Source organism: Nocardia tengchongensis, from assembly GCF_054781395.1.
In genome coordinates, this window is record NZ_BAAGUM010000005.1 from 397,887 (window position 1) to 419,580 (window position 21,694).

The window sequence follows — 21,694 nt, forward strand, 5'->3', positions numbered from 1 at the left end:
GGCCCGGGGCGAAGTGCGTTTCTACCTCAACTCACTTCAGGAGTAGGCACATATGGCAAAGCAGATCGAGTTCGACGAGAAGGCTCGTCGCGCCATGGAGCGCGGCGTCGACAAGCTCGCCGACGCCGTCAAGGTCACCCTCGGCCCGCGCGGCCGGCACGTGGTGCTGGCCAAGGCCTTCGGCGGCCCGACCGTCACCAACGACGGCGTGACCATCGCCCGCGACATCGACCTCGAGGACCCCTTCGAGAACCTCGGTGCGCAGCTGGTCAAGAGCGTCGCCACCAAGACCAACGATGTCGCCGGCGACGGCACCACCACCGCGACCGTGCTGGCGCAGGCCCTCATCAAGGGCGGCCTGAAGAACATCGCCGCGGGCGCCAACCCGATGACCCTGGGCAAGGGCATGAGCAAGGCCGCCGACGCGGTCACCGCCGCCCTGCAGGCCGCCGCGACCCCGGTCAACGGCGAGAAGGCCATCGCGCAGGTCGCCACCGTGTCCTCGCGTGACGAGGAGATCGGCGCCCTGGTCGCCGAGGCGCTGACCAAGGTCGGCAAGGACGGCGTCGTCACCATCGAGGAGTCCTCGGGTCTGCAGACCGAGGTCGCCATCACCGAGGGCGTGCAGTTCGACAAGGGCTACCTGTCCCCGTACTTCGTCACCGACCCGGAGACCATGCAGGCGGTCTACGAGGACGCGTGGATCCTGCTGAACCGCGAGAAGATCAGCTCGCTGCCGGACCTGCTGCCGCTGCTGGAGAAGATCGCGGAGTCGGGCAAGCCGGTCGTCATCATCGCCGAGGACGTCGACGGCGAGGCGCTGTCCACCCTGGTCGTCAACGCGATCCGCAAGACCCTCAAGGTCGTCGCGGTGAAGGCCCCGTTCTTCGGTGACCGCCGCAAGGCGTTCCTGGACGACCTGGCCATCGTCACCGGCGGCACCGTGGTCAACCCGGACCTGGGCATCACCCTGCGCGAGGCCGGCCTGGACGTGCTGGGCAAGGCCCGCCGCGTCGTGGTCACCAAGGACGAGACCACCATCGTCGAGGGCGCCGGCTCGCAGGCCGACATCGACGGCCGGGTCGCGCAGCTGCGCAAGGAGATCGAGAACACCGACTCCGACTGGGACCGCGAGAAGCTGGAAGAGCGCCTGGCCAAGCTGGCCGGCGGCGTCGCCGTCATCAAGGTCGGCGCGGCCACCGAGACCGAGCTCAAGGAGCGCAAGTACCGGGTCGAGGACGCGGTCGCGTCCGCCAAGGCCGCGGTCGCCGAGGGCATCGTCCCCGGCGGTGGCACCGCCCTGGTGCAGGCCGCCGCCACGCTGCCCGCGCTGCGCGACTCGCTGACCGGTGACGAGGCCGTCGGCGTCGAGGTCGTGCGTCAGGCCCTGCTGTCGCCGCTGTTCTGGATCGCCAGCAATGCCGGTGTCGACGGCGCGGTCGTGGTCTCCAAGGTGACCGACGGCGCGCACGGCTTCAACGCCGCCACCCTCACCTACGGCGACCTGGTCGCCGAGGGCGTCATCGACCCGGTCAAGGTCACCCGTTCGGCCGTCGAGAACGCCACCTCGGTCGCCCGCATGGTGCTCACCACGGAGTCCGCGATCGTCGACAAGCCGGTCGACGACGCCGCCGACGCGCACGCCGGCCACTCCCACTGATCCAGCCGTAACCAGCTGATCAGGACATAGCCCCGAGGGCCCCGGACGGAATCGTCCGGGGCCCTCGGTGTTTCGGGGAGACCGCAGGTTTCTGGCCACGTCATTCCAACGGTGGGGACACCGTGAGGCGGGCGAGGGTGAGGGGGTACGTGCTGGATTCGTTCGCGAGGCGTCATGAATCCGCATGGCGCACACGGGCTTACGGTGTCCGAATCGTCCCGTTTGTGAGGGTTGTTACCGGTGAACGGAAATCGGGGATTTGCCCCGGAGAATGATCCGGGGCGGTCGGGTGGTCAATCCCTTACGGGATGCGACGAACGTCCGTTTCCGTTGTGGAGAGCGGTATGGGGATGGTGAATCGGGGTCGGCGGGTCTGTAGCTATCGCGGCGAGGAGGCGGTCGCGGAGGGCGGGCGGCGGCGGTACGGCCGGCACGGACGCGGCCAGCGCGAGCGCTTCTCGGGTCTGCTGCACTTCCAGGGTGAAGGCGGCACGCAGTACGGGGTCGTCGGAATCCAGCAGGTCCGCCACTGCGCGCTGATCTTCGTCGCCGATCGATCCGAGCGCGACAGTGTGCGCGAGATCGATCTGGCTTTCGTTCATCTCACGTCACTCCCAAACTTTTCTTGAGTCGTGTCAGTCCGTCCCGTATACGGGACTTAACGGTAGGTAACCCTACGCCCAGATAGGCCGCTACCTCGGCATACGTCCGCCCGCCGAAATACGCGAGAGAGATGGCCTCCCGCTGCGTTTCGGTCAGGGTGGCCAGCCCGGCGAGCACCGCCTGCTGCTCCAGCCGTCGCCCGACCTCTTCGGTGACCTCGTCGAACTCGTTACCGAGAGTGCTGGTGCCATAGGCGACTTCACGCAGGGCATGCGCCTGCTCGGCGCGGACTCGATCGACGGCGCGGCGGTGGGCCAGCGTCATCAACCAGGTGACGGCCGAGCCCTTGTTCGGATCGAAATTGGCCGCCGTACGCCAGATCTGGAGATAGACCTCCTGTGTGGTTTCCTCCGCGTAGCCCGGATCGTGGAGCACGCGTAGGACCAGGCCGAACACTCGGGCGCTGGTGCGGTCGTACAGCTCGGCGAAGGCCTGCTGATCGGACTGCCCGCAACGCTGGAGAAGTGCGGCTAGTTCGAGACTTTCGGCTGCGCGCGCCGTCACCGCAGAGTCCACGCTGGGTGTTTCCACCCGTCCGTCCCTCGAGCTCTGGAACGAGTCGCCCTCTGCGGCAGGCGGCCGCGTTGTCACAACGCTCCGTTCTGTGTCATCGGCCACGAGGGTAGCGTGCCGCTATAACCTCCTCTCGGGTGGGGGTATCGGCAAAGCGACTGTGGCACAGCGATTTTCCGATTTGTACCGAAACGCCGCAATCGTGACATCAAAGACACGCCGTGACGCGCCGGGAGTTGCCGACCCCGCCGGGCGGTGCCGGGTGTTTGCTAGCTATTCGGCGCGCCACCCCGAAAGGATGGGAATAATCTCGAGCCCCCGCCCACCGCCGCATCAGCGACAACGCTGGTGAACACCGGTCACGGGCGTTTGCCGAGAGTGTCTGGGGGCGGCCGGATTACGCCACGACACGCCGGCGGTTACGCCGGGCGTGCAGCTCGCGCTCGGTCTCGGACATGCCGCCCCAGATGCCGTAGGGCTCGCTGACCTTCAGTGCGTGCGAACGGCACTGCAACAGCACCGGGCAGGCCTTGCAGATGTCCTTGGCGCGAAGCTCGCGCTGAGCGCGGGCCCGGCCGCGCTCGCCGTCCGGATGGAAGAACACCGCGGAGTCCTGGCCGCGGCAGGATCCGCGCATCTGCCAATCCCAGACGTCGGCGTTCGGACCGGGGAGGTGGGTTGGCATTGGCATGTGAACTCCTCATGGTGCGAGCTCGTCGGCATTGTCGAGCGGTGCTGATGGCAAACAGGTGGCCGCATCGCCGTGGCTCGGCGATCACACTTCATCGGCGCCGCAATTCGGTACGACGCCAACATCGGCGATGACGTACGTTAGGTCGCGAAACGAAATCGAGTCAATAGCTTCATTCGACTCGAGCCGAATACCTGCACATTAGAGAATTAACATCCGAACTATTTACAAGATGGCCCTCCTGCGGTGATACTGATCGGTTGCCCAGGGCCGTGACCGTGCTGTGATAGCCCATCGGACTGGATGAAACGCCAGGTAGTAGGGGCTTTTCGAGGTCGAATGCCGGTCGGTCGATCTATGCAAGGCTCTCGATCGGAGTGATCTCAGCCATTGGACATCTCGCGCTGAGTAGGGTAGAGATGGCCGATTCGAGGCCGCTAGGTTAATAGCGCGAAACGCTATACGAATTCCTAACGGGCGTGCTGACCGATAGCGAGAACAGATTTACGGAGTGGAAACACATAGGCACTTGTGAATGCTGATCGTTAGCTGGCGGACTATGCTATGGCGGCCGCCTTCACTTGTCGCGGCACTGGTTACAGTGCGGCTGTGCCTGTGCTCGAAGTGAACTCCGTACTCGCCGATGCCGCCTTCGGTGCCACCCCCGAACGCGCTGCCGCCGGGTTGCCCGCCGCGCCCGACCCCGCCGGATCCTGGTTGCGCGCGGTCTCACTCAGTGGAATCGGTTACTACGCCGCCGCGCGCGCCGAGCTCCGCCACGCCCGGCGCGGCGCCACCGATCCCGCTCTGCTGTCACTCACCCACAGCACCGAGGCGTCCCTGCTGCGCCAGCTCGGCTGGCACCAGCACGCCGCTGTCGCAGACGGGCGCGCCGCCGCCCTGGCGCTGCCCGCGCTCCCCGCCGATGCCGCCGGCCCCGCCGCGACAGCTGAGGACATCCGGCGCGCGGAAGCCATTTGCGATGCGTTGACCGGACTCGCCGCCGATGCCCTGGGCACCCTGCGCCCGGCGCTTGCCGCCCGGCTGCTGAATCGTTGCCGGAATTATCTCGACGTTCATCTGCCCGACCCGGACACGGCGTGGCGACCGCGGGTGCGCCTGCACTGGGTGAGTGCCGAGACGGCGCTGTCGGCCCCCGGCTCCGGATTGATCTCCGCGCCCACCGTCGATCCCGCCGCGGGCGCGCGCCCGTCCGCCGCCGACCCCGCCCTGGGACATGCCGAGGCCGCGGTCGCCCTGGCGGAAAGCTCGCCCTCGCTGCGGCATCGAGTGAAATCCCGGCTACTGCTGGCCGCCGCCAGTGCCGCCGCCGGCGATCTCGATCGATCCCGCGCTCTCGCAATCGAAGTCGATCGCGCCTGCGCCGAACACGAGCTGCTCCCGTTGCGCTGGGCCTGCGCCATGCTCCGTTCCGGCGTCGAGCCCGGTGGCGACGGTGCGGAGGTGGCGGCCGAGTGCGCGCGGTTGCTGGCTGCTCGCGGTGGGCGATTGCGTTCGGCGAGCGAGGTTCTCGGTCGTCCCTGAGTGATCTCCGGCACTTCCCTGAGTCCTCCCCGAGAAGGACCCCGTAACGAGTGGCTCGAGTACGTCAGCCGCTATTGTTGGACCGTTCCGCCCCTCCGCGGAAGCACCGGCTTGCCTTCCCGCCGCCGTGCCACTCTCGTAAACGCCAGGAACAGCTCTGACGATGAACAACACGGGTGAGGAGTTGGATCCCGCTGTCGTCGCTGCCGCAGCGCAGGGCGACCGGGCGGCCCTCTCCCAGGTACTGGTCAGCATCCGCCCCCTCGTGGTGCGGTATTGCCGTGCGCGTATCGGATCGGCCGAACGCGGCCAGCTCTCCGCGGACGACGTCGCGCAGGAGGTTTGCCTGGCCGTCATGACCGCGCTTCCCCGGTACCAGGACCAGGGCAGACCGTTCATGGCGTTCGTCTACGGCATCGCCTCGCACAAGGTCGCGGACGCCCACAGAAATTCCGCCCGTAACAAGGCGGACGCCATGGCCGAAGTACCGGATGTCATATCCACCGACCAGGGACCGGAGCAGCGAGCACTCGAATCCGAAACAAGCCGGCAGATGAACGCTCTGCTGGCGACGCTTCCGGAGAAGCATCGAGAAATCCTGATCCTTCGCCTGGTCATGGGTCTGTCGGCTGAAGAAACCGCAGTCGCCGTGGGCAGTACGGCGGGTGCTATACGAGTCGCCCAGCACCGGGCACTCGCGAAACTCAAGTCTCAAGTGGCGAGGGCAGGTGAAATGTATGGCTAGGGATGGCGAGCGCGGTCGGGGCGACTTCAAGGCGCAACCTGGATCGCAGAACAGCGGTCCCTACGCCGAGGCGTCCGGTGATACCGGGCCGGTCGATATCGCCGCGGTGCGACGCGACGATGCGCTGATCGACGCCATCTCCGGTGACGGTCCCGTGCAGACGGGCACTTCGGAGGAATACCAGCTGGCGGCCCTGTTGGCCGACTGGCGTGCGGAGATCATGGCCGAGCCGTTGCCGGCCGGACCGGACCTGGATGCCATCGTCGCCGCGGTCAATCAGGAGATCGGCGCACGACAGGCCAGAATCGGCGCGGGCAACCGCGGGCGACTACGGCTGGTCCGGCCGATCCTGGGTTCCGCGGCGGCCCTGGCGCTCATCTTCGGTGGCCTGACGGCGTTCTCCTACAACGCGAGTCCCGGCGATCCGCTGTGGAAGATGAAGACGGTCGTGTTCAGCGAGCAGGCCCAGTCCACGGTCGTCTCGCGGGCGGACAGTGATCTGGATCAGGCGAAGGAGCTCATCGCGCAGGGCAAGGCCGAAGAGGCCAAGCCGCTGATGGAGCGTGCCGCGGACAATGCCTCCCAGGTCAATGACTCCGGCAAGAAGGACAACCTGAACGATCGCTGGCAGCAGCTCTACACCCAGCTGCAGGCGACCGCTCCGAAGGTTGCCGAGTCGCTGGCGGCGGTCGCGCCTGCCACCACCAAGCCCACGGTCGTCCCGACCTCGGCGAATGTGCCGGTGTCGCCGGTCATTCCGCCGACCAAGACCGATGGCACGCCGCCGACCACGGTCGACACGTCGGTGCTCGGCGGGACCAACCCGAATCCGGCCTCCGGCGGGGGCATTTCGACCCAGCCGGTGGTGCCGCCCGTGACCACGATCCCGACCATCCCGCCGGTGGAGACCGAACCGCCGACCGTGCCGCCGACCGTCGTGAATCCGACGACGGTCGTGGTGCCGACCGTGGGCAACCCCGGAACACCTGGCGGTGGCACGCAGCCGCCCGTCCAGCCGCCGACTCAGCAGCAGCCGCCGATCACGATTGCGCCGGTGCTGCCGTCCTCGCTCGCGGTGCCGACCGGAGGCCCCGCCGTGCCGGTTCCGGTACCCGGGACGCACTGAGGGGCACCAGCTCGACCGATGACCCTGTGGCCATCAGCTTTTCATGAGGCGAAAACGGAAAGGGCCTGCATCCCAGCGGATGCAGGCCCTTTCCGATGAATTCAGACGTCGAAACCGTCGAATCCGTCGCCGTGCAGTGCCTCGTTCATGGAAGCGTCCGCGTAGCCGCGGCAGTAGTCCCAGGTGACGTAGGCCTCGGGCGTCGGGTCGTAGGCGGGCTCGTGCGGTCGCACCGTGCCGTCCACCAGTAGCTGGAGGAGGTTGGCGCGCAACATGTCCCAATCGTGGTAGTGATCCTGCCGGCAGTCCTCGCAGCTGACCACGAGTCCGCGAATGCCGCGGTGGGCCAGTAGCGCCTCGTACACCGCGAGGTCGGCGAGATCTTCCTCGACCGCTAGGCGCTCGTGAGGATCCAGCGGTTCCCCCGGCTCGATGGCATCGAGCGCGGCCGACGGGTCGGAGGGGTCTCCGGCGAATGGATCCGGCGGCAAGCCAGGTGGTAGATGGTCACGCACAGTCCCACGGTACGCAGAACCACCCCTTGTGCGCCAGCGCTGAGGGGGATTTGCCTCCACTTCGCTGGTGGTGCAGCGCACTTTGCCGGTGTGGGCGGGCAGGGTCGTGTCGTGACAGTCGACACAGTAATGCCAGCGGCGGCAAAACGCAGCGGTTGCAGGCGTGCGGACGGTCGCCGACGGTGGTCCGCACGCGGGTGCGGGCGGGAATCCAGCGGCGGATACCATGGTTGATCAAAGGCCGGGTAGCAATCGCCGGCATTGCCATTCATCTACGCATCCGCCGGGACCCGGCCCGGTGGGTGTTGCCGAGGTCCAGGAGGGGTCGATCCGAATGAGCAGTCCCGTGACGGGCGAACGTAACGCAGGCCGCCCCCATACGGGCGGCGACGATCCCAATAAAATCGCCATGCTCGGCCTCACCTTCGACGATGTGCTGCTGTTGCCCGCGGCCTCCGATCTGATCCCGAGTTCGGTCGACACCTCCAGCAAGCTGACGCGTGACATCTCGTTGCGCACCCCGCTGGTGAGCTCGGCCATGGACACCGTCACCGAGGCGCGCATGGCCATCGCCATGGCGCGTGCGGGCGGAATGGGTGTGCTGCACCGCAATCTGTCGGTCGAGGCGCAGGCCGCCCAGGCCGAGACGGTGAAGCGGTCCGAGGCGGGCATGGTGACCGACCCCGTCACCTGTCGCCCCGACGACACGCTGGCCGAGGTCGACGCCATGTGCGCCCGCTTCCGCATCTCCGGTCTGCCGGTGGTGGACGAGCGCGGCATGCTGGTCGGCATCATCACCAACCGCGATATGCGGTTCGAGGTGGATCAGGACCGCCACGTCTCCGAGGTGATGACCCCGGCGCCGCTGATCACCGCCCAGGAGGGCGTCACCGCCGAGGCCGCGCTGGGTCTGCTGCGCCGCCACAAGATCGAGAAGCTGCCGATCGTGGACGGCTCCGGCAAGCTGCGCGGGCTGATCACCGTCAAGGACTTCGTCAAGACCGAGCAGTACCCGAACGCCACCAAGGACCGCGACGGGCGACTGCTCGTCGGCGCGGCCGTCGGTGTCGGCGAGGACGCCTGGGCCCGCGCCATGACGCTGGCCGAGGTGGGTGTCGACGTGCTGATCGTGGACACCGCGCACGGCCACCAGTCGGGTGTGCTGCAGATGGTCTCCAAGATCAAGGCCGAGGTCGGTGACCGCGTGCAGATCGTCGGCGGCAACGTCGCGACCCGCGCGGGTGCGCTGGCGCTGGTCGAAGCCGGTGTGGACGCGGTGAAGGTGGGTGTGGGCCCCGGCTCCATCTGCACCACCCGCGTGGTCGCCGGTGTCGGCGCGCCGCAGATCACCGCCATCCTCGAGGCCACCGCGGCGTGCCGTCCGCACGGCGTGCCGGTCATCGCCGACGGTGGCGTGCAGTACTCCGGTGACATCGCCAAGGCCATCGCGGCCGGCGCGTCGACCGTGATGCTGGGTTCGCTGCTGGCCGGTACCGCCGAGTCGCCGGGCGATCTGATCCTGGTGGGCGGCAAGCAGTTCAAGAGCTACCGCGGCATGGGTTCGCTGGGCGCGATGCAGGGCCGCGGCGAGGCCAAGTCCTACTCCAAGGACCGCTACTTCCAGGACGACGTGCTGTCGGAGAAGAAGCTGGTGCCCGAGGGCATCGAGGGCCGGGTGCCCTTCCGCGGCCCGCTGGACCAGGTCATCCACCAGCTGGTCGGCGGCCTGCGTGCGGCCATGGGTTACACCGGCGCGCAGACCATCCCGGACCTGCAGGCGGCGCAGTTCGTGCAGATCACCGCGGCGGGTCTGAAGGAGTCGCACCCGCACGACATCACCATGACCGTCGAGGCCCCCAACTACACCACCCGTTCGTAGCCGGCCGAAATCGGTTCGCGCATGCCGCGGACCGGTTTTGTCATGTCCGGCAACCGAACACCGAAAGGACTGAACAACGATGCGCGATATGGTCGAGATCGGCATGGGCCGCACCGCCCGGCGCACCTATGAGCTGGACGATATCGACATCGTTCCCTCGCGGCGGACCCGCTCGTCCAAGCAGGTGTCGCTGGCGTGGCAGCTCGACGCGTACCGCTTCGAGATCCCGTTCCTCGCGCATCCGACCGACGCGCTCGTCTCGCCCAAGTTCGCCATCGAACTGGGCAAGGCCGGCGGGCTCGGCGTCATCAACGGTGAGGGTCTGTGGGCCCGGCACGCCGACGTGGACGCGAAGATCCAGCAGCTGACCGAGGTCGCGGAGAAGGAAGGCACCGAGGCGGCGATCGTGCTGCTGCAGGAGCTGCACGCCGCGCCGATGAAGGCCGATCTGCTGGCCGCCGCGGTCGCCGAGGTGCGTGCCGCCGGCGTCACCACCGCGGTGCGGGTCAGCCCGCAGAACGCGCGCGCGTTGACCCCGAGCCTGGTGCAGGCCGGGATCGACCTGCTGGTGGTGCACGGCACCATCATCTCCGCCGAGCACGTCGGTGACGGTGAGCCGCTGAACCTGAAGACCTTCATCGCCGAGCTGGATGTGCCGGTGGTCGCGGGCGGGGTGTCCGATCACCGCACCGCGCTGCACCTGATGCGCACCGGCGCGGCGGGCGTCATCGTCGGCTACGGCTCCATGCAGGGCGCGACCACCACCAACGAGGTGCTCGGCATCGGGGTGCCGATGGCCACCGCCATCGCCGACGCTGCCGCCGCGCGTCGCGACTACCTGGACGAGACCGGCGGCCGCTACGTGCACGTCATCGCCGACGGCGAGACCCTGACCTCCGGTCATGTCGCCAAGGCCATCGCCTGCGGCGCGGACGCGGTCATGCTGGGCGTGCCACTGGCCATGGCCCGCGAGACCCCCGGCAACGGCTGGTACTGGCCGTCGGCCGCGGCTCACCCGTCGGTCCCGCGTGGCGCGGTGCTGCCGTACGCGGTCGAGGAGGAGCGCGTCCCGCTGGACCAGGTCCTCAACGGCCCGTCCAACGACCCGTTCGGTTCGCTGAATCTGGTTGGCGGCCTGCGTCGTTCGATGGCCAAGACCGGCTACAGCGACCTGAAGGAATTCCAGAAGGTCGGTTTGAACGTTCGGGGCTGAGCAAGACCCCGGCCTCGCGCCCTTGTGCATTCGTTCGAATGCGCAAGGGCGCGAGCTGTATTCGCGGTCTGACGGATCCGTTCAGTCGAGCCGATTGTCGAAGCTCTCGGTCAGTCGTTCCGTGTGTAAATGTGACAGCTGATTTCGTGCCGATTTGGGTAACTCGTCGGGTACGTCCGAAATCGGTTCGGCACTCAGCCGCCGGCACGGGTGCGAGACTGTCAAACGGCTCCCAGCCGGCCGCTGAAGGTACGGGGAGGCGGGGGAGTGATGTCGCGGAGGAACTCTCGGATCGCGGAGTTCACCGCCACCGGGTGGGTCATGTTCACCGTCTGGCGGGCGCCCTCGATCTCCACGTAGCTGGCGCGGGGGAGGCGGTCGGCCAGTTCGCGGGCGTGGGAGCGGGGGACCCCGGAGCGGGTCGGGTGGATGACCAGAGTGGGGCAGGTGATTTCGGGTAATCGGGCCAGGACCGAGTCGCGGTTCAGCAGGGCGCCGGCGACGATCTCGGTGGCCGCCGGGTCGCGTGCCAGCCAGCGCTTCACCCAGACGGCGCGATACCAGTCGTCATCGCCGATGAGCCAGCGGGCGAGGTATTCGGCGAGCGCGGGGCGGGGGGCGTCCTCATGCCATTTGTCCAGAAACTTTCGGGCATTGACGAGTTCGGCGGCTGTCGGTTCGTGCGCCTCGCTGCTCAGCAGGACGAGGGCGGCGACGCGGTCGGGGGCCAGCAGCGCGGTGCGCAGGGCGATGAATCCGCCCTGCGAGGTCCCGCCCACCACGGCTCGATCCGCGCCTAGTTGATCCAGCACGGTCAGCGCGTCCCGGGCGGAGGTCCAGTAGGTGAACGGCAGCCCCTCGTCGCGGGTGCGGCCGTGTCCGCGCGCATCCCAGGTCACGATCCGGAACTCCGGAGTCAGCGCCGCCTGCTGCGACGCGAACATCGTTCGGTCCATGAGGAATTCGTGCCCCAGCAGCACAACCGGACCTTCGCCCCCGCTGTCTTCGTAGTGGATCTCGGCATCGATCGCACGGGCGAATGGCACGAGGTAGAGGATAGCCAGCAGCGGTGACAAACTGGCGAGCTTTCCTGCCCACCGGTACCCCGGGTGTCGCTGGACCTCCGAGGACAGGGCCGGAATTCTCCGTTCGGCAGGGCCGGAAGTCCCTATCCGCGCCTCCACCCGAGCGAATAGCGTCCCTCTGCCACCACTTCCGGGCCGGGCGGGCAACCGCCTTCGAGGCCGCGGCGCAGCCCGGCCCGGGGTGATGGTCCAAACGCGGGTCGCGCTCGAGTCCGGGCGTTGTGTGATCACGGGTTGCCCGGCGGCGATGTGTCCTGTATCGCTCACTAGACTATGGCGGTGGCAGAAACCCAGCGACCAGTCCTTGTTGTCGACTTCGGCGCGCAGTACGCGCAGCTGATCGCGCGCCGGGTGCGCGAAGCGAGTGTGTATTCCGAGGTGGTGCCGCACACGATCACCGTCGAGGAGATCGCGGAGAAGCAGCCCCTCGCCGTGATTCTCTCCGGCGGACCCAGCAGTGTGTACGCCGAGGGCGCTCCGCAGCTCGACGCGCGGCTGTTCGATCTGAATCTGCCGGTCTTCGGTATCTGCTACGGATTCCAGGCGATGGCGCAGGCGCTCGGCGGCACGGTGGCGCACACCGGGACTCGCGAGTACGGGCGCACCGAGCTGAGCGTCGACGGCGGCATCCTGCACGGCGGCCTGCCCACCCGGCAGCCGGTGTGGATGAGCCACGGCGACGCCGTCACCGACGCCCCGGCCGGGTTCGAGGTGACCGCGACCTCCGCGGGCGCGCCGGTCGCCGCGTTCGAGGATCGGGCGCGCAAGCTCGCGGGTGTCCAGTACCACCCCGAGGTGCTGCACTCGCCGCACGGCCAGCAGGTGCTGAGCCGCTTCCTGCACGAGATCGCCGAGATTCCGGGCGCCTGGACGGCCTCCAATATCGCCGAGGCGCTGATCAACCAGGTGCGCGAGCAGGTCGGTGACGGCCACGCCATCTGCGGTCTGTCCGGCGGCGTGGACTCCGCGGTCGCGGCGGCGCTGGTGCAGCGGGCCATCGGTGACCGTCTCACCTGTGTGTTCGTCGACCACGGTCTGCTGCGTGCGGGCGAGCGTGAGCAGGTGCAGCGCGATTTCGTCGCCGCGACCGGGGCCAAGCTGGTCACCGTGGACGCGGTCGACAAGTTCCTGGGTGAGCTGAAGGGCGTCACCGATCCGGAGGAGAAGCGCAAGATCATCGGCCGGGAGTTCATCCGGTCGTTCGAGGACGCGGTCTCCGAGGTGGTCGGCGAGCAGGGTGAGACCAAGGTCGAGTTCCTGGTGCAGGGCACGCTGTACCCGGACGTCGTCGAGTCCGGCGGCGGTGCGGGCACCGCGAACATCAAGTCGCACCACAATGTCGGCGGTCTGCCGGACGACCTGGAGTTCGCGCTGGTCGAGCCGCTGCGGCTGCTGTTCAAGGACGAGGTCCGCGCGGTCGGCCGCGAGCTGGGGCTGCCCGAGGAAATCGTTGCGCGCCAGCCGTTCCCGGGTCCGGGTCTGGCCATCCGCATCATCGGCGAGGTCACCCACGACCGGCTGGAGCTGCTGCGTCAGGCCGATGCCATTGCGCGCGAGGAGCTCACGGCCGCCGGGCTGGACAAGTCGATCTGGCAGTGCCCCGTGGTGTTGCTGGCCGATGTCCGCAGCGTCGGCGTGCAGGGCGACGGCCGCACCTACGGCCACCCCATCGTGCTGCGCCCGGTGTCGTCCGAGGACGCCATGACCGCGGACTGGACTCGCCTGCCCTACGAGGTGCTCGAGCGCATCTCCACCCGTATCACCAACGAGGTGGCCGATGTCAACCGCGTGGTGCTCGACGTGACGAGCAAGCCGCCGGGCACCATCGAATGGGAGTGACGTTCTCCCGCTGACAACGCGCAAGGCCCCGCATCCGTTCGGATGCGGGGCCTTGCGCCTTCTCGGAAGGGCAGTTCCCAGAAGGGGAGTGCGCTGTCCCGGCGAGGGATGGGGCAGCGCGGTCGGCGCGCTAGTCCCGGTTCTTCTTCGGGGTGAGAACCAGGACGATGCCGACGACTATGGCGGCGATGACGACGATCCAGCCCAGCGACAGCGCGCCGGAGACGGGCCAGAAGTGGGGGCCGATGAAGGCCCACACGCTCACGCCCAGGCCCAGCAGGCCGGCCAGCAGGAGTCCGAACGAGGGACGACGGTTCTTGTTCTTGTTCTCAGCCACGGTTCACCTCCGCGTTTCCCATCTGTACGTCGACGGTCAGGTTCAGGACGGGACCCGTTGCCGGGCCGGAGATTCCGCTCAGGCAATTCGAATCACCCATGCGGACATTGCAGGTCGTGTTGACGCGCAGGTTGGGCGGCAGCACCACGCGGGCATCGCCCATGCGCACCTTCACTTCGACGGCGCGATCCTCGGTCAGCTGCAGTTTGCTCAGGTCGAGGGTGCCGGAGCCCATCGAGACGTGGTAGACGGGCAGTAGTTCGGAACCTGTTGCGGCGGACCACTTGTGGTCGCCCATCGCGCCTTCGTCGAACTGGATGGGGCCGATCAGCGAGGCCAGGATCACGAAGCCGGCCAGTGGGGCCAGCAGCACCATGAGGCCGTAGCCGCGGCGCATGAACGCGCCGACGATGAGGCCGACCGCGACCACCGCGAGGGCGGCGGCTCCGATGCGGCCCGGTGTCATCCAATCCACTCCGGACGCGGCGACCGAACCGGCTGCGGCGGCAGCGAGAATCGCGAGGCCGATGGTGACCGGGGTCAGTCGTGACCGTGGGCGGGCCGGGGGAGCGTGCACGGCCTGCTGGACCGGTGCGGTCGGCTCCGGCAGTTGCCAGGCGAGTGGGGCTACACCGAGTGGATCCCAGCCGGGTGGGGTGGGGCCGAAGTCGGGGGAGATGGGGGCGGGGCCGAATCCGGCGCGGGGGCGATCTGCCGCCGACGGGATGCGGTGCAGGACAGGCGGTTCGCCGATGGTGGGGGCGGCGGCGGGCGCTATGGGCGTCTCGCCGCCACGGTCCTCGTCGGCTTTGTTCTCGCCTGTTGTCGCGTCCGGGGATCCGGGTTTGGCGAGATCCACCGGCGTCGCCGGGGGCTGAGCAGCGTTATCCGGTTGGCCCGAAGTGCCTGGGCCCGAGGGGGATTCGGACTTGTGCAGGACCACGGTGTCGGTCACCGACGATGCGGGCGCGTAGCGGGTGTCGAGTACTTCGGTCACACTGTCGGTGTCCGGAAAGCATTGTGCCGCAGCCTGTTCCGTTGCCACTTCGGGGGCGGCCCCGGCTGCACCGGTTTCGGGGGTGCTCGCAGACTGGTTCGGGTCGGGCTCGTAATGGTCGGGCAGTGTCGTGTACGGCCCGTAGGTTTGGAAGGTGACCGCGTTGGTGCCCGGGTAGCCGGTCCAGTACGGTCCCGCGGTGCTCGGGTAGCCGGTGTCCATCAGCCCGGCTGCCGATGTCTGCTCGAAATATGCTGCGGTGGGCTGGCTTTGGCGCTGATACAGCAGCCACCATCCGCCCAGCATGAGCGCGAAGCTGATGACGCCGGACCCGCCGAGGCCGACCCCGACGGGTCCCATCGTGCTCACGGTGATCCCCAACGCCACCATGAGCACGATGGTCTTGGACGAGTTCTGCGACGACCGGCCGCGCCCGAACAGCGATTCCGCCGCCGACGACTGGTCGCCCGCCTGGCTGAGTAGCAGCCAGCTCAGCAGGTAGAGCACGATCCCGGCCCCGCCGAACAGCGCCGACACCACGAACGCCACCCGCACCAGCACGGGATCGACGTTGTACCGTCGCCCGAACCCGACGGCCACTCCGGCGATCGGCCCGTCCTTGGGGAACCGCACCGGCCGCGTCTGCCACAGATCGTGAAGCTGATCGGAGAAGCCGGTACGCCCGCCGCTCCCGGACCAGTCGCTCGTTCTCGTCATGCCACCCATCGTGCTGTCGCCCCCTGCTTACCCGCATCGGGGATCACCCTGAATGCCCACCTGAACTTGCCCCCACCCCCGGTCAGCGCTGACTTACCGCCGACTTCACCCTGAACCCGACCACCACCGTCCCCGCCACAACATCCATCCCCCATCCCGCCCCAACCGCCCCCGCCGCCCCGCATTCCATAGTGGTTCGGGCCTGGTATTGGGACAGGATCTACCGGTGGACAGATTGCTGGTCTTGGTCAACGGACTTCCTGGCGCGGGCAAGACGACCTTGGGTCATGCGTTGTCGCGTTCTCTGAACGCCTGGTTCTTGTCCAAGGACGTCGTCAAGGAAGCATTGGCCGACTGCCTCGAGAACGCCTTCGAGATACCGGAACTGGGAGGGGTCGCCATGGATACGGTCTGGGCGTTGGCGAGGTCGTCGCCAGGCGACGTTGTCATCGACTCATGGTGGTTCAGACCGCGAGATCGGGCCTTCGCCCGCGCTGGTATCGAGAAATCCGGTGCCCGCCGTGTTGTGGAGGTTTGGTGTGATGTTCCGGCAGCGGTCGCCAGAAATCGATACGAATCCCGACGGCGCGCGGCCATACACCGAGACCGGGAACGCTTGGCCGAGAATTGGGACAACTGGGCCGCCTACGCTGAGCCGCTCGGACTGGCTCCTATCGTCACGGTCGACACCACATGCGCTGTCGATCTCGCCGACCTCGCCAAGCAGATAACGGCCCTGTCCGCTTCGTAATGCCGTGCCCCGTTTGGGCTGACCGGTACCAGCTGCCGGTGATTGTCCAAAAACCAAGCACTTGTTAGGGTTTCGAGATGGAGCTTTCCGGTCCGGTGGCTGGTTCGATCAACCTGATCTCGACGTTCTTCCCACTGTCCGACGTCGGTTATGTCGCCGAGGAGTACTTCCTGTCCGGTACCGCCGGGTCCTACCGGCTGACCGGTTCGGCCGGTGACGACGGGGAGTGGGCGACCGAGCCGGACGGTCTCGCGCCGTTCACGACCAGACTCGTGGTGTACCGGCCGGTCGAGGGCTACTGCGGAACCGCTGTCGTGGAGTGGCTCAACGCCTCTTCCGGTGCGGACGCGCCGCCGATCTGGCTGCTGGCACATCGGCATCTGATCCGGGCTCGGATGGCCTGGGTCGGGGTTTCCGCGCAGTACGCGCCGATTCACGGCGGCAGTGTGATGGCCGCGGCGGCCGACGGGGACGACACCTGGAACTCGGTTCTGCTGCCGCCGCTGAAGCAGTCGGATCCGGTGCGGTACTCAGATCTTTCGCATCCCGGGGATGCCTACTGCTACGACATCTACCGGCAGGCGGGAGAACTGGTTCGAACGCTGCTGCCGGGGACCCGGCAGTTGCTCGCGGCCGGGCAGTCCCAATCCGCGGCCACGCTCGTGACATATGTGAATGCGATTGCGCCGCATGGCTCGCCGTACGACGCGTACCTCATCGACGGCCGGCCGGGCCGCCCTGCCACGCTGACCGGTTGGGAGGGAGTCGACGAGCTGGACGGCGGTACCCGAGTGCGTGCGGATTCGACGGCACCGGTGCTCATGCTCCAAACCGAGACCGACGTGGTCGGCCTGATGCGCTCGATCGGCTCCCGTCAGCCCGATTCCGACCGCTTCCGGCTCTGGGAATTGCCCGGTGCCGCGCACGCGGACTCCTACCTCGTCGGCGCAGCGTTCACCGACTCCGGCGCCCTGAGCGCGGAGGAACTGGCCGAGCGGATGGCGCCGCGCCGCAATCCACTGGGCGTCGATTTCCCCGAGCCGATCAATTCCGGTCCGCAACATCACTACGTCGTGCAGCGAGCCATCGCGGCGCTGTCCCAATGGGCCGCCGGCGGACCCGCTCCGGCGCAGGCCGATCGGCTCACGGTCTCCGCCGGGGAACTGGAGCTGGACGCCCACGGCAATGCGCTGGGCGGCATCCGCACACCATGGCTGGACGTACCCTTGGCGGTGCTGTCCGGGCTCGGACAGGAGAACGGCGGCCCGGCAATCATGTTCGGCTGCACGCGACCCCTCCCGGGACCCCCTCCGGACGATTACCTCCCGGCATTCCGAGCGGCAACCGACAAGGCGGTGGCGGCAGGTTTCCTGCTGGCCGAGGATGTACCGGAAATCCTCGCCATGGCAGCCGCGAATCAAGCGTTGAGCACCAAGAACGGATCCTGATAGCCGCCACTGACTGTTGGTGGTCATCGGCATCCACTGATCCGCTCGGTCACGGTGATTCGATCAGGTTCGCGAAGATCTGGTTGCCGAGAGTGTGTGCCTGGGTCAGATCGAGAACCTCGCCGCCGATGTCGGGATGATCGGTGGCCCATCGGGCCGCGGTGGAACGGTCGGTGAAGAAGTTGAGGTAGTTGCAGCAGGTGTCGGCGGAAGGTCCTTGCGCTGCTTGGCTTCCGACGAACACGACGGCGCTTGCGGGGTCGGCGCTCAGGTGCTGGTTGCGGATGGTGACCGTGATCGGTGCCTGGGTGAGTGGGTCGCTGGAGGTGACTTCGATGTCTGTGTCGAGCATGGCTGCCAGTCCGAGTGCATCCACCGCGCACATGGCGTGTACGACCGGACCGTCCGCGATGCGGACCTGATGGGGAGTCGGGGCGGTGGAGAACGGGTAGGCCGAGGCGATCGCGCCGTGCCCGTCCAAACGGATGGCATCGGTGTCGTGCAGTTGGCGCAGTATCGACGAAGCTGAAATAGCCTGTCCTGCAACGGCGTCCGAGAGCTCGTCGATGGTGGGCGGGCGACCTCGGTCGGCGTAGGAGCGAAGGATCGCCTGATGTACCGCGTGTGAGGTTGGGTCGGCCGGACGCGCATCTGCTCGCCAGGAATTCAGTGCCTCGGCCGCGGACTCGTTGCCGGCGGCTGGTGGGCAGCACGACGTGGTGTCGCCGTTGCCGCCCGGGTCGTCGATGGTGGGCAGGCCCAGGGCCGCACGTAGCGCGGGCACGCTGGGTGCGCCGTCCAGGCCGTTCGTGGATGGATACAGCCGGCACGACAGGCTCGGTACCGATCCGGCTACCGCGAACGGGTCGCGGCCGTCGATCAGCAGGGTCGGCGAACCCGTCATGCCTGTGGCGACGGCTTGTTCTTGATCGGTCACCAATCGGTGTTCGATGTCGACAGTTACCGGTTCCCCGGCGATGGCCTGCCCGATACGGTCCTCGAGGACGGTGACATTCGGGCAGTCAGGGACTTGGAGGATCTCCAGTCTCATGGGTGTTCACCTTCCTGGAGGGAGGTCAGGATCGGGCAGCTGCGCTGTTCTCGCGGGCGTTGGCAGGTAGCGATGAGTTCGGTCAGCGACTGCTGCATTCGTTGCAGATCCGCGATCCGTTCCGCCAATTGCGCCACTCGGTTTCGTGCCAAGGCTCGAGCCGAGTCGCAGTCCTCGGGTCCGCCCTCGGCCAGGTCGAGCAATTCCTCGATCTCATCGAGGCTGAAACCCAGATCCTGGGCGCGTTTGATGAACCGCATGCTGGTGACCGCCTCGTCGGGATAGCTGCGATACCCCGACGGGGAACGCGGCGGTGGCGTCAACAGTCCGCGGCGCTCGTAGTAGCGCAGCGTCTGAGCGTTCACACCCGCTTGCGCGGCCAGCTCACCGGATCGCATACCCATATTCTCAACCCTGTACCTAGGTACAAGGTCAAGGGGTGTGTCGGTACGATCGCGGCTTTCGCTACGGTTTCCGGACTCCGCTGACTGTCAGCTGTTTTCGGTGATGGTCGTAGTGCCGACCCGGGTATCGGTCGATTTCGGCGAGGGTCATATAGCCGCGGAAGTACGGGTCCCAACGGTCGGGGTACTGCATTCCGCGAGCGAAGTTCTGTTCTGCCTCCTTGCACAGGGACCGCTGCAGCGATGCGATGACCCGATCCATTTGCGCGCCCATCCTGCGCCGGTTGTACACCCGCGTGGCCGCCGGGAACCGTGGAAGTTGATTGCGTTGAACGGCTTGGTCGCCGCGTTGAGAAGCCTCGAGTTCGCGCGGGCGGCACCGGCGGGCAGGTGGCCGAACAAGCGCAGTAGGACGAGGAGTTTCTGCACGATTTTGGACGTCAGTTGGGTCGAGTTCCGAAGCGGAGCCCCCGTCCGGTTGCCGGGCGGGGGCCCTTCCACCCCACTCCGGGTATGAAACAACGTCTTGTGGCCGTATGCACGATCGAACAGCCGGCCCCGCTCGGCAGAAAATCCCCGACCAGTTGGTTGGTTGGCCAAGCTCATTCATCGTCGGGCCTCGTCGCGCGAGAAAGTCGCATCCGAAGCGATCCGGCGGTACTCGGGTCGTCCGGATACCTGCGTTCGCGAGATACCCTCAGCAACAGTGCCTTTCGCGGGTCTAACTAAAAGCGGATTCTGTGTACGCGGCAACGGCACGCGGTCGGTTGGCGCTGCAGATGTGGTCCCCATCGATAGGATCTGCCGTATGTCGATCGGGGTGGGAGCAGTGCATCGAGTTCATAGGTTGCTGTCGAGCGCGTGTGTGGCGGCCGCTGTGGCCGGACTGATGGCGATCGTTCCGGTCGCGCATGCGCAGACCGATGGCGCTTCGTGCGCGCAGGGCTGGCAAGCCGATATTCTCGCGTCGGGTCTGGGTGGTCTGGAGAATCTCGAGCCTGACGGGGGCGGCGGCTTCTACCTGTCCGGCATTGTCGAAGGCGTCTTGTACCACGTCGATTTCAGCGGCGAAGCCACCGCGCTGCTGTCGGGTCTGGACAATCCGGCTGGGCTGCGGCTGGTCGGTGACGATCTGTACTTCCTGACCGGCGATGGCACCGCGTTCACCGGCACTGGCACCCTGCAGCGCTACAACGTCACCACCGGCGCGGTCACCACGCTGTTGACCGGGCTGGTTCAACCCAACGGGTTGCTGCTGCTTCCCGACGGGGACCTGCTCATCTCCCACCTGTCGATTCCCGTACCGGTGGGCATGAGCCGGTATCGGCCGTCCACCGGTGAATTCACCCCGCACTGGTCGAATACGCCCTACCCCAACGGTATTGCGCTGACAGCGGACCAGACAGCCATCTACACCGTGAACGACCTGACCTCGCAGGTGCTGAGGATTCCGTTGGATGCGCCGATGGCCGCCACCGTGGTCGCTGGTGTTCACGACGGCCTCTTCCCGGGCCTCGACGATATGGAGGCCACCCGGGCCGGGCAGCTCTATCTCGCCGGCGACACCTCCGGCAGCGTCTACAGTATGGATCCGGCGACGGGCGGTGTCTGCGCCATCGCTACCGGCTGGCAGACCTCGAGCCCGATGCTGCCCAACGGCCCGACCTCGGTCCGGATCGCTCGCGACGGACAGGGCTGGGCGCTGTATGTCACCAGCATCGACGGCAACCTACGCCGCCTGCGTCCGCCGCCCGACGTCGACCTCACCCCTGTACTCATCGACACCGACATCCGTACCCCAGGCTGAGCCTGAATCGCGCGGCAGTCTTCTCTCCGGCTTCTCTCCGGCCGTCGGCACCTCGCGCTGGTCGGTTCGGTCAGCGGCATCATGGTGCGTTGATGAGATGTGGCATGGACCGTACGGTGTCGGCCAGGCCGGTGGCACCAACCTCATGAGATGGCACTAGACCCGCTCGAGATAGAAATATGCGTACCGGCCGTCGTCGAGGGCGTTCTTGCCGTCCATGATGCCCATCACGGCGTTGTCGTCGATCTTCTTGAAATGGTCGTGAACGGGCTGCTCGTCGAAGACCATCGTCGCGGTGACCTCGCCGCGAAACTCTTCCATCCAGAGGCTGCCTTCGCCGTTCTCGGTGTTCGAATACTTGTTGCCGTCGGCGTCGACACAGACCAGGGGCTGCACGTCGGTGGCCGAATGGAAGGTCTTGCCGAACCAGTTGATCAGGGCCAGCGTTCCGTTTTCGCGATGGCCGGTGTCGAACTCGCCGCCCTCCCATGCACCGATCATGAAGTCGATGGTCGCGGGCTCCAGCGTGGCCCAGAACTCGTCGAGGTCGGCGTCGGGGATGAGGAAACGCTGTGGTCCGGTCACCAGACGCTGTCCGGCGCGCTGCTTGAGCTCGGAGAATTTCTTGCGGGCCGGATCGTCGCTCACGGTGCTCTCCAATCCAACGGCGGAGACTCGCACATACGATACCGCCGTGCGCCGGAGCAA

General features: G+C 67.3%; 20 protein-coding genes. 10 read left to right on the forward strand and 10 right to left on the reverse strand.

Features of this window, described 5'->3' with window-relative positions; translation table 11 throughout:
* Window positions 1-52 precede the first annotated feature (52 nt).
* Window positions 53-1,660: a chaperonin GroEL gene (gene groL, locus ACYVKL_RS10360; protein WP_379168689.1), complete on the forward strand. Its 1,608-nt coding sequence runs from the start codon at window positions 53-55 to the stop codon at window positions 1,658-1,660.
* Window positions 1,661-1,953: 293 nt separating this feature from the next.
* Here the strand turns inward: groL and ACYVKL_RS10365 are convergent, their stop codons facing one another.
* The 3 genes from ACYVKL_RS10365 to ACYVKL_RS10375 form a co-directional block, all read right to left on the reverse strand.
* Window positions 1,954-2,262, reverse strand: a complete 309-nt coding sequence (locus tag ACYVKL_RS10365; RefSeq protein WP_379168691.1) for an RskA family anti-sigma factor — start codon at window positions 2,260-2,262, stop codon at window positions 1,954-1,956.
* A 1-nt stretch (window position 2,263) separates the two neighbouring features.
* A complete protein-coding gene (locus ACYVKL_RS10370) occupies window positions 2,264-2,839 on the reverse strand; it encodes a sigma-70 family RNA polymerase sigma factor (protein ID WP_213560637.1) in 576 nt (191 codons plus the stop codon).
* A 394-nt stretch (window positions 2,840-3,233) separates the two neighbouring features.
* Complete coding sequence (locus tag ACYVKL_RS10375) at window positions 3,234-3,527, reverse strand: WhiB family transcriptional regulator (RefSeq protein ID WP_213557918.1); 294 nt, start codon at window positions 3,525-3,527, stop codon at window positions 3,234-3,236.
* Between the two features lie 609 nt (window positions 3,528-4,136).
* On the opposite strand from ACYVKL_RS10375, the gene ACYVKL_RS10380 reads away from it, so the two are divergent.
* The 3 genes from ACYVKL_RS10380 (at window position 4,137) to ACYVKL_RS10390 (ending at window position 6,943) form a co-directional block, all read left to right on the forward strand.
* Complete coding sequence (locus ACYVKL_RS10380) at window positions 4,137-5,072, forward strand: hypothetical protein (RefSeq protein ID WP_379168693.1); 936 nt, start codon at window positions 4,137-4,139, stop codon at window positions 5,070-5,072.
* Window positions 5,073-5,235: 163 nt separating this feature from the next.
* Window positions 5,236-5,817, forward strand: a complete 582-nt coding sequence (locus tag ACYVKL_RS10385) for a sigma-70 family RNA polymerase sigma factor (RefSeq protein WP_213557917.1) — start codon at window positions 5,236-5,238, stop codon at window positions 5,815-5,817.
* The gene (locus ACYVKL_RS10390; RefSeq protein WP_379168695.1) at window positions 5,810-6,943 is read left to right on the forward strand and encodes an anti-sigma-D factor RsdA; all 1,134 of its coding nucleotides are present in this window, start codon (window positions 5,810-5,812) and stop codon (window positions 6,941-6,943) included. The genes ACYVKL_RS10385 and ACYVKL_RS10390 overlap by 8 nt, the downstream gene beginning before the upstream one ends.
* A 101-nt stretch (window positions 6,944-7,044) precedes the next feature.
* Here ACYVKL_RS10390 and ACYVKL_RS10395 read toward each other — a convergent pair whose 3' ends face one another.
* Complete coding sequence (locus tag ACYVKL_RS10395) at window positions 7,045-7,458, reverse strand: DUF5319 domain-containing protein (RefSeq protein ID WP_029923780.1); 414 nt, start codon at window positions 7,456-7,458, stop codon at window positions 7,045-7,047.
* A 334-nt stretch (window positions 7,459-7,792) separates the two neighbouring features.
* Here ACYVKL_RS10395 and guaB point away from each other — a divergent pair, with 334 nt between their 5' ends.
* Together guaB and ACYVKL_RS10405 are read left to right on the forward strand one after the other, a co-directional pair.
* Window positions 7,793-9,337, forward strand: a complete 1,545-nt coding sequence (guaB, locus tag ACYVKL_RS10400; RefSeq protein ID WP_379168697.1) for an IMP dehydrogenase — start codon at window positions 7,793-7,795, stop codon at window positions 9,335-9,337.
* A 79-nt stretch (window positions 9,338-9,416) separates the two neighbouring features.
* Window positions 9,417-10,550: a GuaB3 family IMP dehydrogenase-related protein gene (locus tag ACYVKL_RS10405; protein WP_379168699.1), complete on the forward strand. Its 1,134-nt coding sequence runs from the start codon at window positions 9,417-9,419 to the stop codon at window positions 10,548-10,550.
* Window positions 10,551-10,771: 221 nt separating this feature from the next.
* On the opposite strand, the gene ACYVKL_RS10410 is transcribed toward ACYVKL_RS10405, so the two are convergent.
* Window positions 10,772-11,596 carry an alpha/beta fold hydrolase gene (locus tag ACYVKL_RS10410; RefSeq protein ID WP_379168701.1) on the reverse strand — a complete coding sequence of 275 codons (825 nt, stop codon included), beginning with the start codon at window positions 11,594-11,596 and terminating at the stop codon, window positions 10,772-10,774.
* Window positions 11,597-11,908: 312 nt separating this feature from the next.
* Here ACYVKL_RS10410 and guaA point away from each other — a divergent pair, with 312 nt between their 5' ends.
* A complete protein-coding gene (gene guaA / locus ACYVKL_RS10415; RefSeq protein ID WP_379168703.1) occupies window positions 11,909-13,474 on the forward strand; it encodes a glutamine-hydrolyzing GMP synthase in 1,566 nt (521 codons plus the stop codon).
* Window positions 13,475-13,604: 130 nt separating this feature from the next.
* On the opposite strand, the gene ACYVKL_RS10420 is transcribed toward guaA, so the two are convergent.
* Together ACYVKL_RS10420 and ACYVKL_RS10425 are read right to left on the reverse strand one after the other, a co-directional pair.
* Window positions 13,605-13,811, reverse strand: a complete 207-nt coding sequence (locus tag ACYVKL_RS10420; RefSeq protein WP_213557914.1) for a hypothetical protein — start codon at window positions 13,809-13,811, stop codon at window positions 13,605-13,607.
* Window positions 13,804-15,525 (reverse strand): PspC domain-containing protein, encoded by a 1,722-nt coding sequence (locus ACYVKL_RS10425; RefSeq protein WP_379168705.1) that lies wholly within the window; start codon window positions 15,523-15,525, stop codon window positions 13,804-13,806. The genes ACYVKL_RS10420 and ACYVKL_RS10425 overlap by 8 nt, the downstream gene beginning before the upstream one ends.
* 226 nt (window positions 15,526-15,751) lie before the next feature.
* Here ACYVKL_RS10425 and ACYVKL_RS10430 point away from each other — a divergent pair, with 226 nt between their 5' ends.
* Window positions 15,752-16,276 carry a P-loop nucleotide/nucleoside kinase family protein gene (locus ACYVKL_RS10430; protein ID WP_379168707.1) on the forward strand — a complete coding sequence of 175 codons (525 nt, stop codon included), beginning with the start codon at window positions 15,752-15,754 and terminating at the stop codon, window positions 16,274-16,276.
* 77 nt (window positions 16,277-16,353) lie between these two features.
* The gene (locus tag ACYVKL_RS10435) at window positions 16,354-17,724 is read left to right on the forward strand and encodes an alpha/beta hydrolase domain-containing protein (protein WP_379168709.1); all 1,371 of its coding nucleotides are present in this window, start codon (window positions 16,354-16,356) and stop codon (window positions 17,722-17,724) included.
* A gap of 49 nt (window positions 17,725-17,773) precedes the next feature.
* Here ACYVKL_RS10435 and merB read toward each other — a convergent pair whose 3' ends face one another.
* On the reverse strand, window positions 17,774-18,775 hold the full coding sequence (gene merB / locus ACYVKL_RS10440; protein WP_379168711.1) for an organomercurial lyase: 1,002 nt from the start codon (window positions 18,773-18,775) through the stop codon (window positions 17,774-17,776).
* Window positions 18,772-19,179, reverse strand: coding sequence for a MerR family transcriptional regulator (locus ACYVKL_RS10445; RefSeq protein WP_379168713.1), 408 nt, complete (start codon window positions 19,177-19,179; stop codon window positions 18,772-18,774). Before ACYVKL_RS10445 ends, merB begins: the two co-directional genes overlap by 4 nt.
* An 808-nt stretch (window positions 19,180-19,987) precedes the next feature.
* Between ACYVKL_RS10445 and ACYVKL_RS10450 the strand changes: the two genes are divergently transcribed.
* A complete protein-coding gene (locus ACYVKL_RS10450; RefSeq protein WP_379168715.1) occupies window positions 19,988-20,986 on the forward strand; it encodes an SMP-30/gluconolactonase/LRE family protein in 999 nt (332 codons plus the stop codon).
* A gap of 156 nt (window positions 20,987-21,142) precedes the next feature.
* Here ACYVKL_RS10450 and ACYVKL_RS10455 read toward each other — a convergent pair whose 3' ends face one another.
* Window positions 21,143-21,634, reverse strand: a complete 492-nt coding sequence (locus tag ACYVKL_RS10455; protein WP_379168903.1) for a DUF4334 domain-containing protein — start codon at window positions 21,632-21,634, stop codon at window positions 21,143-21,145.
* Between the last annotated feature and the right edge of the window lie 60 nt (window positions 21,635-21,694).

Bases quoted from the DNA above. Each gene is read 5' to 3' on its own strand.
- ACYVKL_RS10405 (WP_379168699.1), top strand. From the start codon at position 9,417: ATGCGCGATATGGTCGAGATCGGCATGGGCCGCACCGCCCGGCGCACC.
- ACYVKL_RS10385 (WP_213557917.1), top strand. From the start codon at position 5,236: ATGAACAACACGGGTGAGGAGTTGGATCCCGCTGTCGTCGCTGCCGCA.
- ACYVKL_RS10435 (WP_379168709.1), top strand. From the start codon at position 16,354: ATGGAGCTTTCCGGTCCGGTGGCTGGTTCGATCAACCTGATCTCGACG.
- ACYVKL_RS10375 (WP_213557918.1), bottom strand. From the start codon at position 3,527: ATGCCAATGCCAACCCACCTCCCCGGTCCGAACGCCGACGTCTGGGAT.
- ACYVKL_RS10445 (WP_379168713.1), bottom strand. From the start codon at position 19,179: ATGGGTATGCGATCCGGTGAGCTGGCCGCGCAAGCGGGTGTGAACGCT.
- merB (WP_379168711.1), bottom strand. From the start codon at position 18,775: ATGAGACTGGAGATCCTCCAAGTCCCTGACTGCCCGAATGTCACCGTC.
- ACYVKL_RS10365 (WP_379168691.1), bottom strand. From the start codon at position 2,262: ATGAACGAAAGCCAGATCGATCTCGCGCACACTGTCGCGCTCGGATCG.
- ACYVKL_RS10450 (WP_379168715.1), top strand. From the start codon at position 19,988: ATGTCGATCGGGGTGGGAGCAGTGCATCGAGTTCATAGGTTGCTGTCG.
- guaA (WP_379168703.1), top strand. From the start codon at position 11,909: ATGGCGGTGGCAGAAACCCAGCGACCAGTCCTTGTTGTCGACTTCGGC.
- ACYVKL_RS10425 (WP_379168705.1), bottom strand. From the start codon at position 15,525: ATGACGAGAACGAGCGACTGGTCCGGGAGCGGCGGGCGTACCGGCTTC.
- ACYVKL_RS10390 (WP_379168695.1), top strand. From the start codon at position 5,810: ATGGCTAGGGATGGCGAGCGCGGTCGGGGCGACTTCAAGGCGCAACCT.
- groL (WP_379168689.1), top strand. From the start codon at position 53: ATGGCAAAGCAGATCGAGTTCGACGAGAAGGCTCGTCGCGCCATGGAG.
- guaB (WP_379168697.1), top strand. From the start codon at position 7,793: ATGAGCAGTCCCGTGACGGGCGAACGTAACGCAGGCCGCCCCCATACG.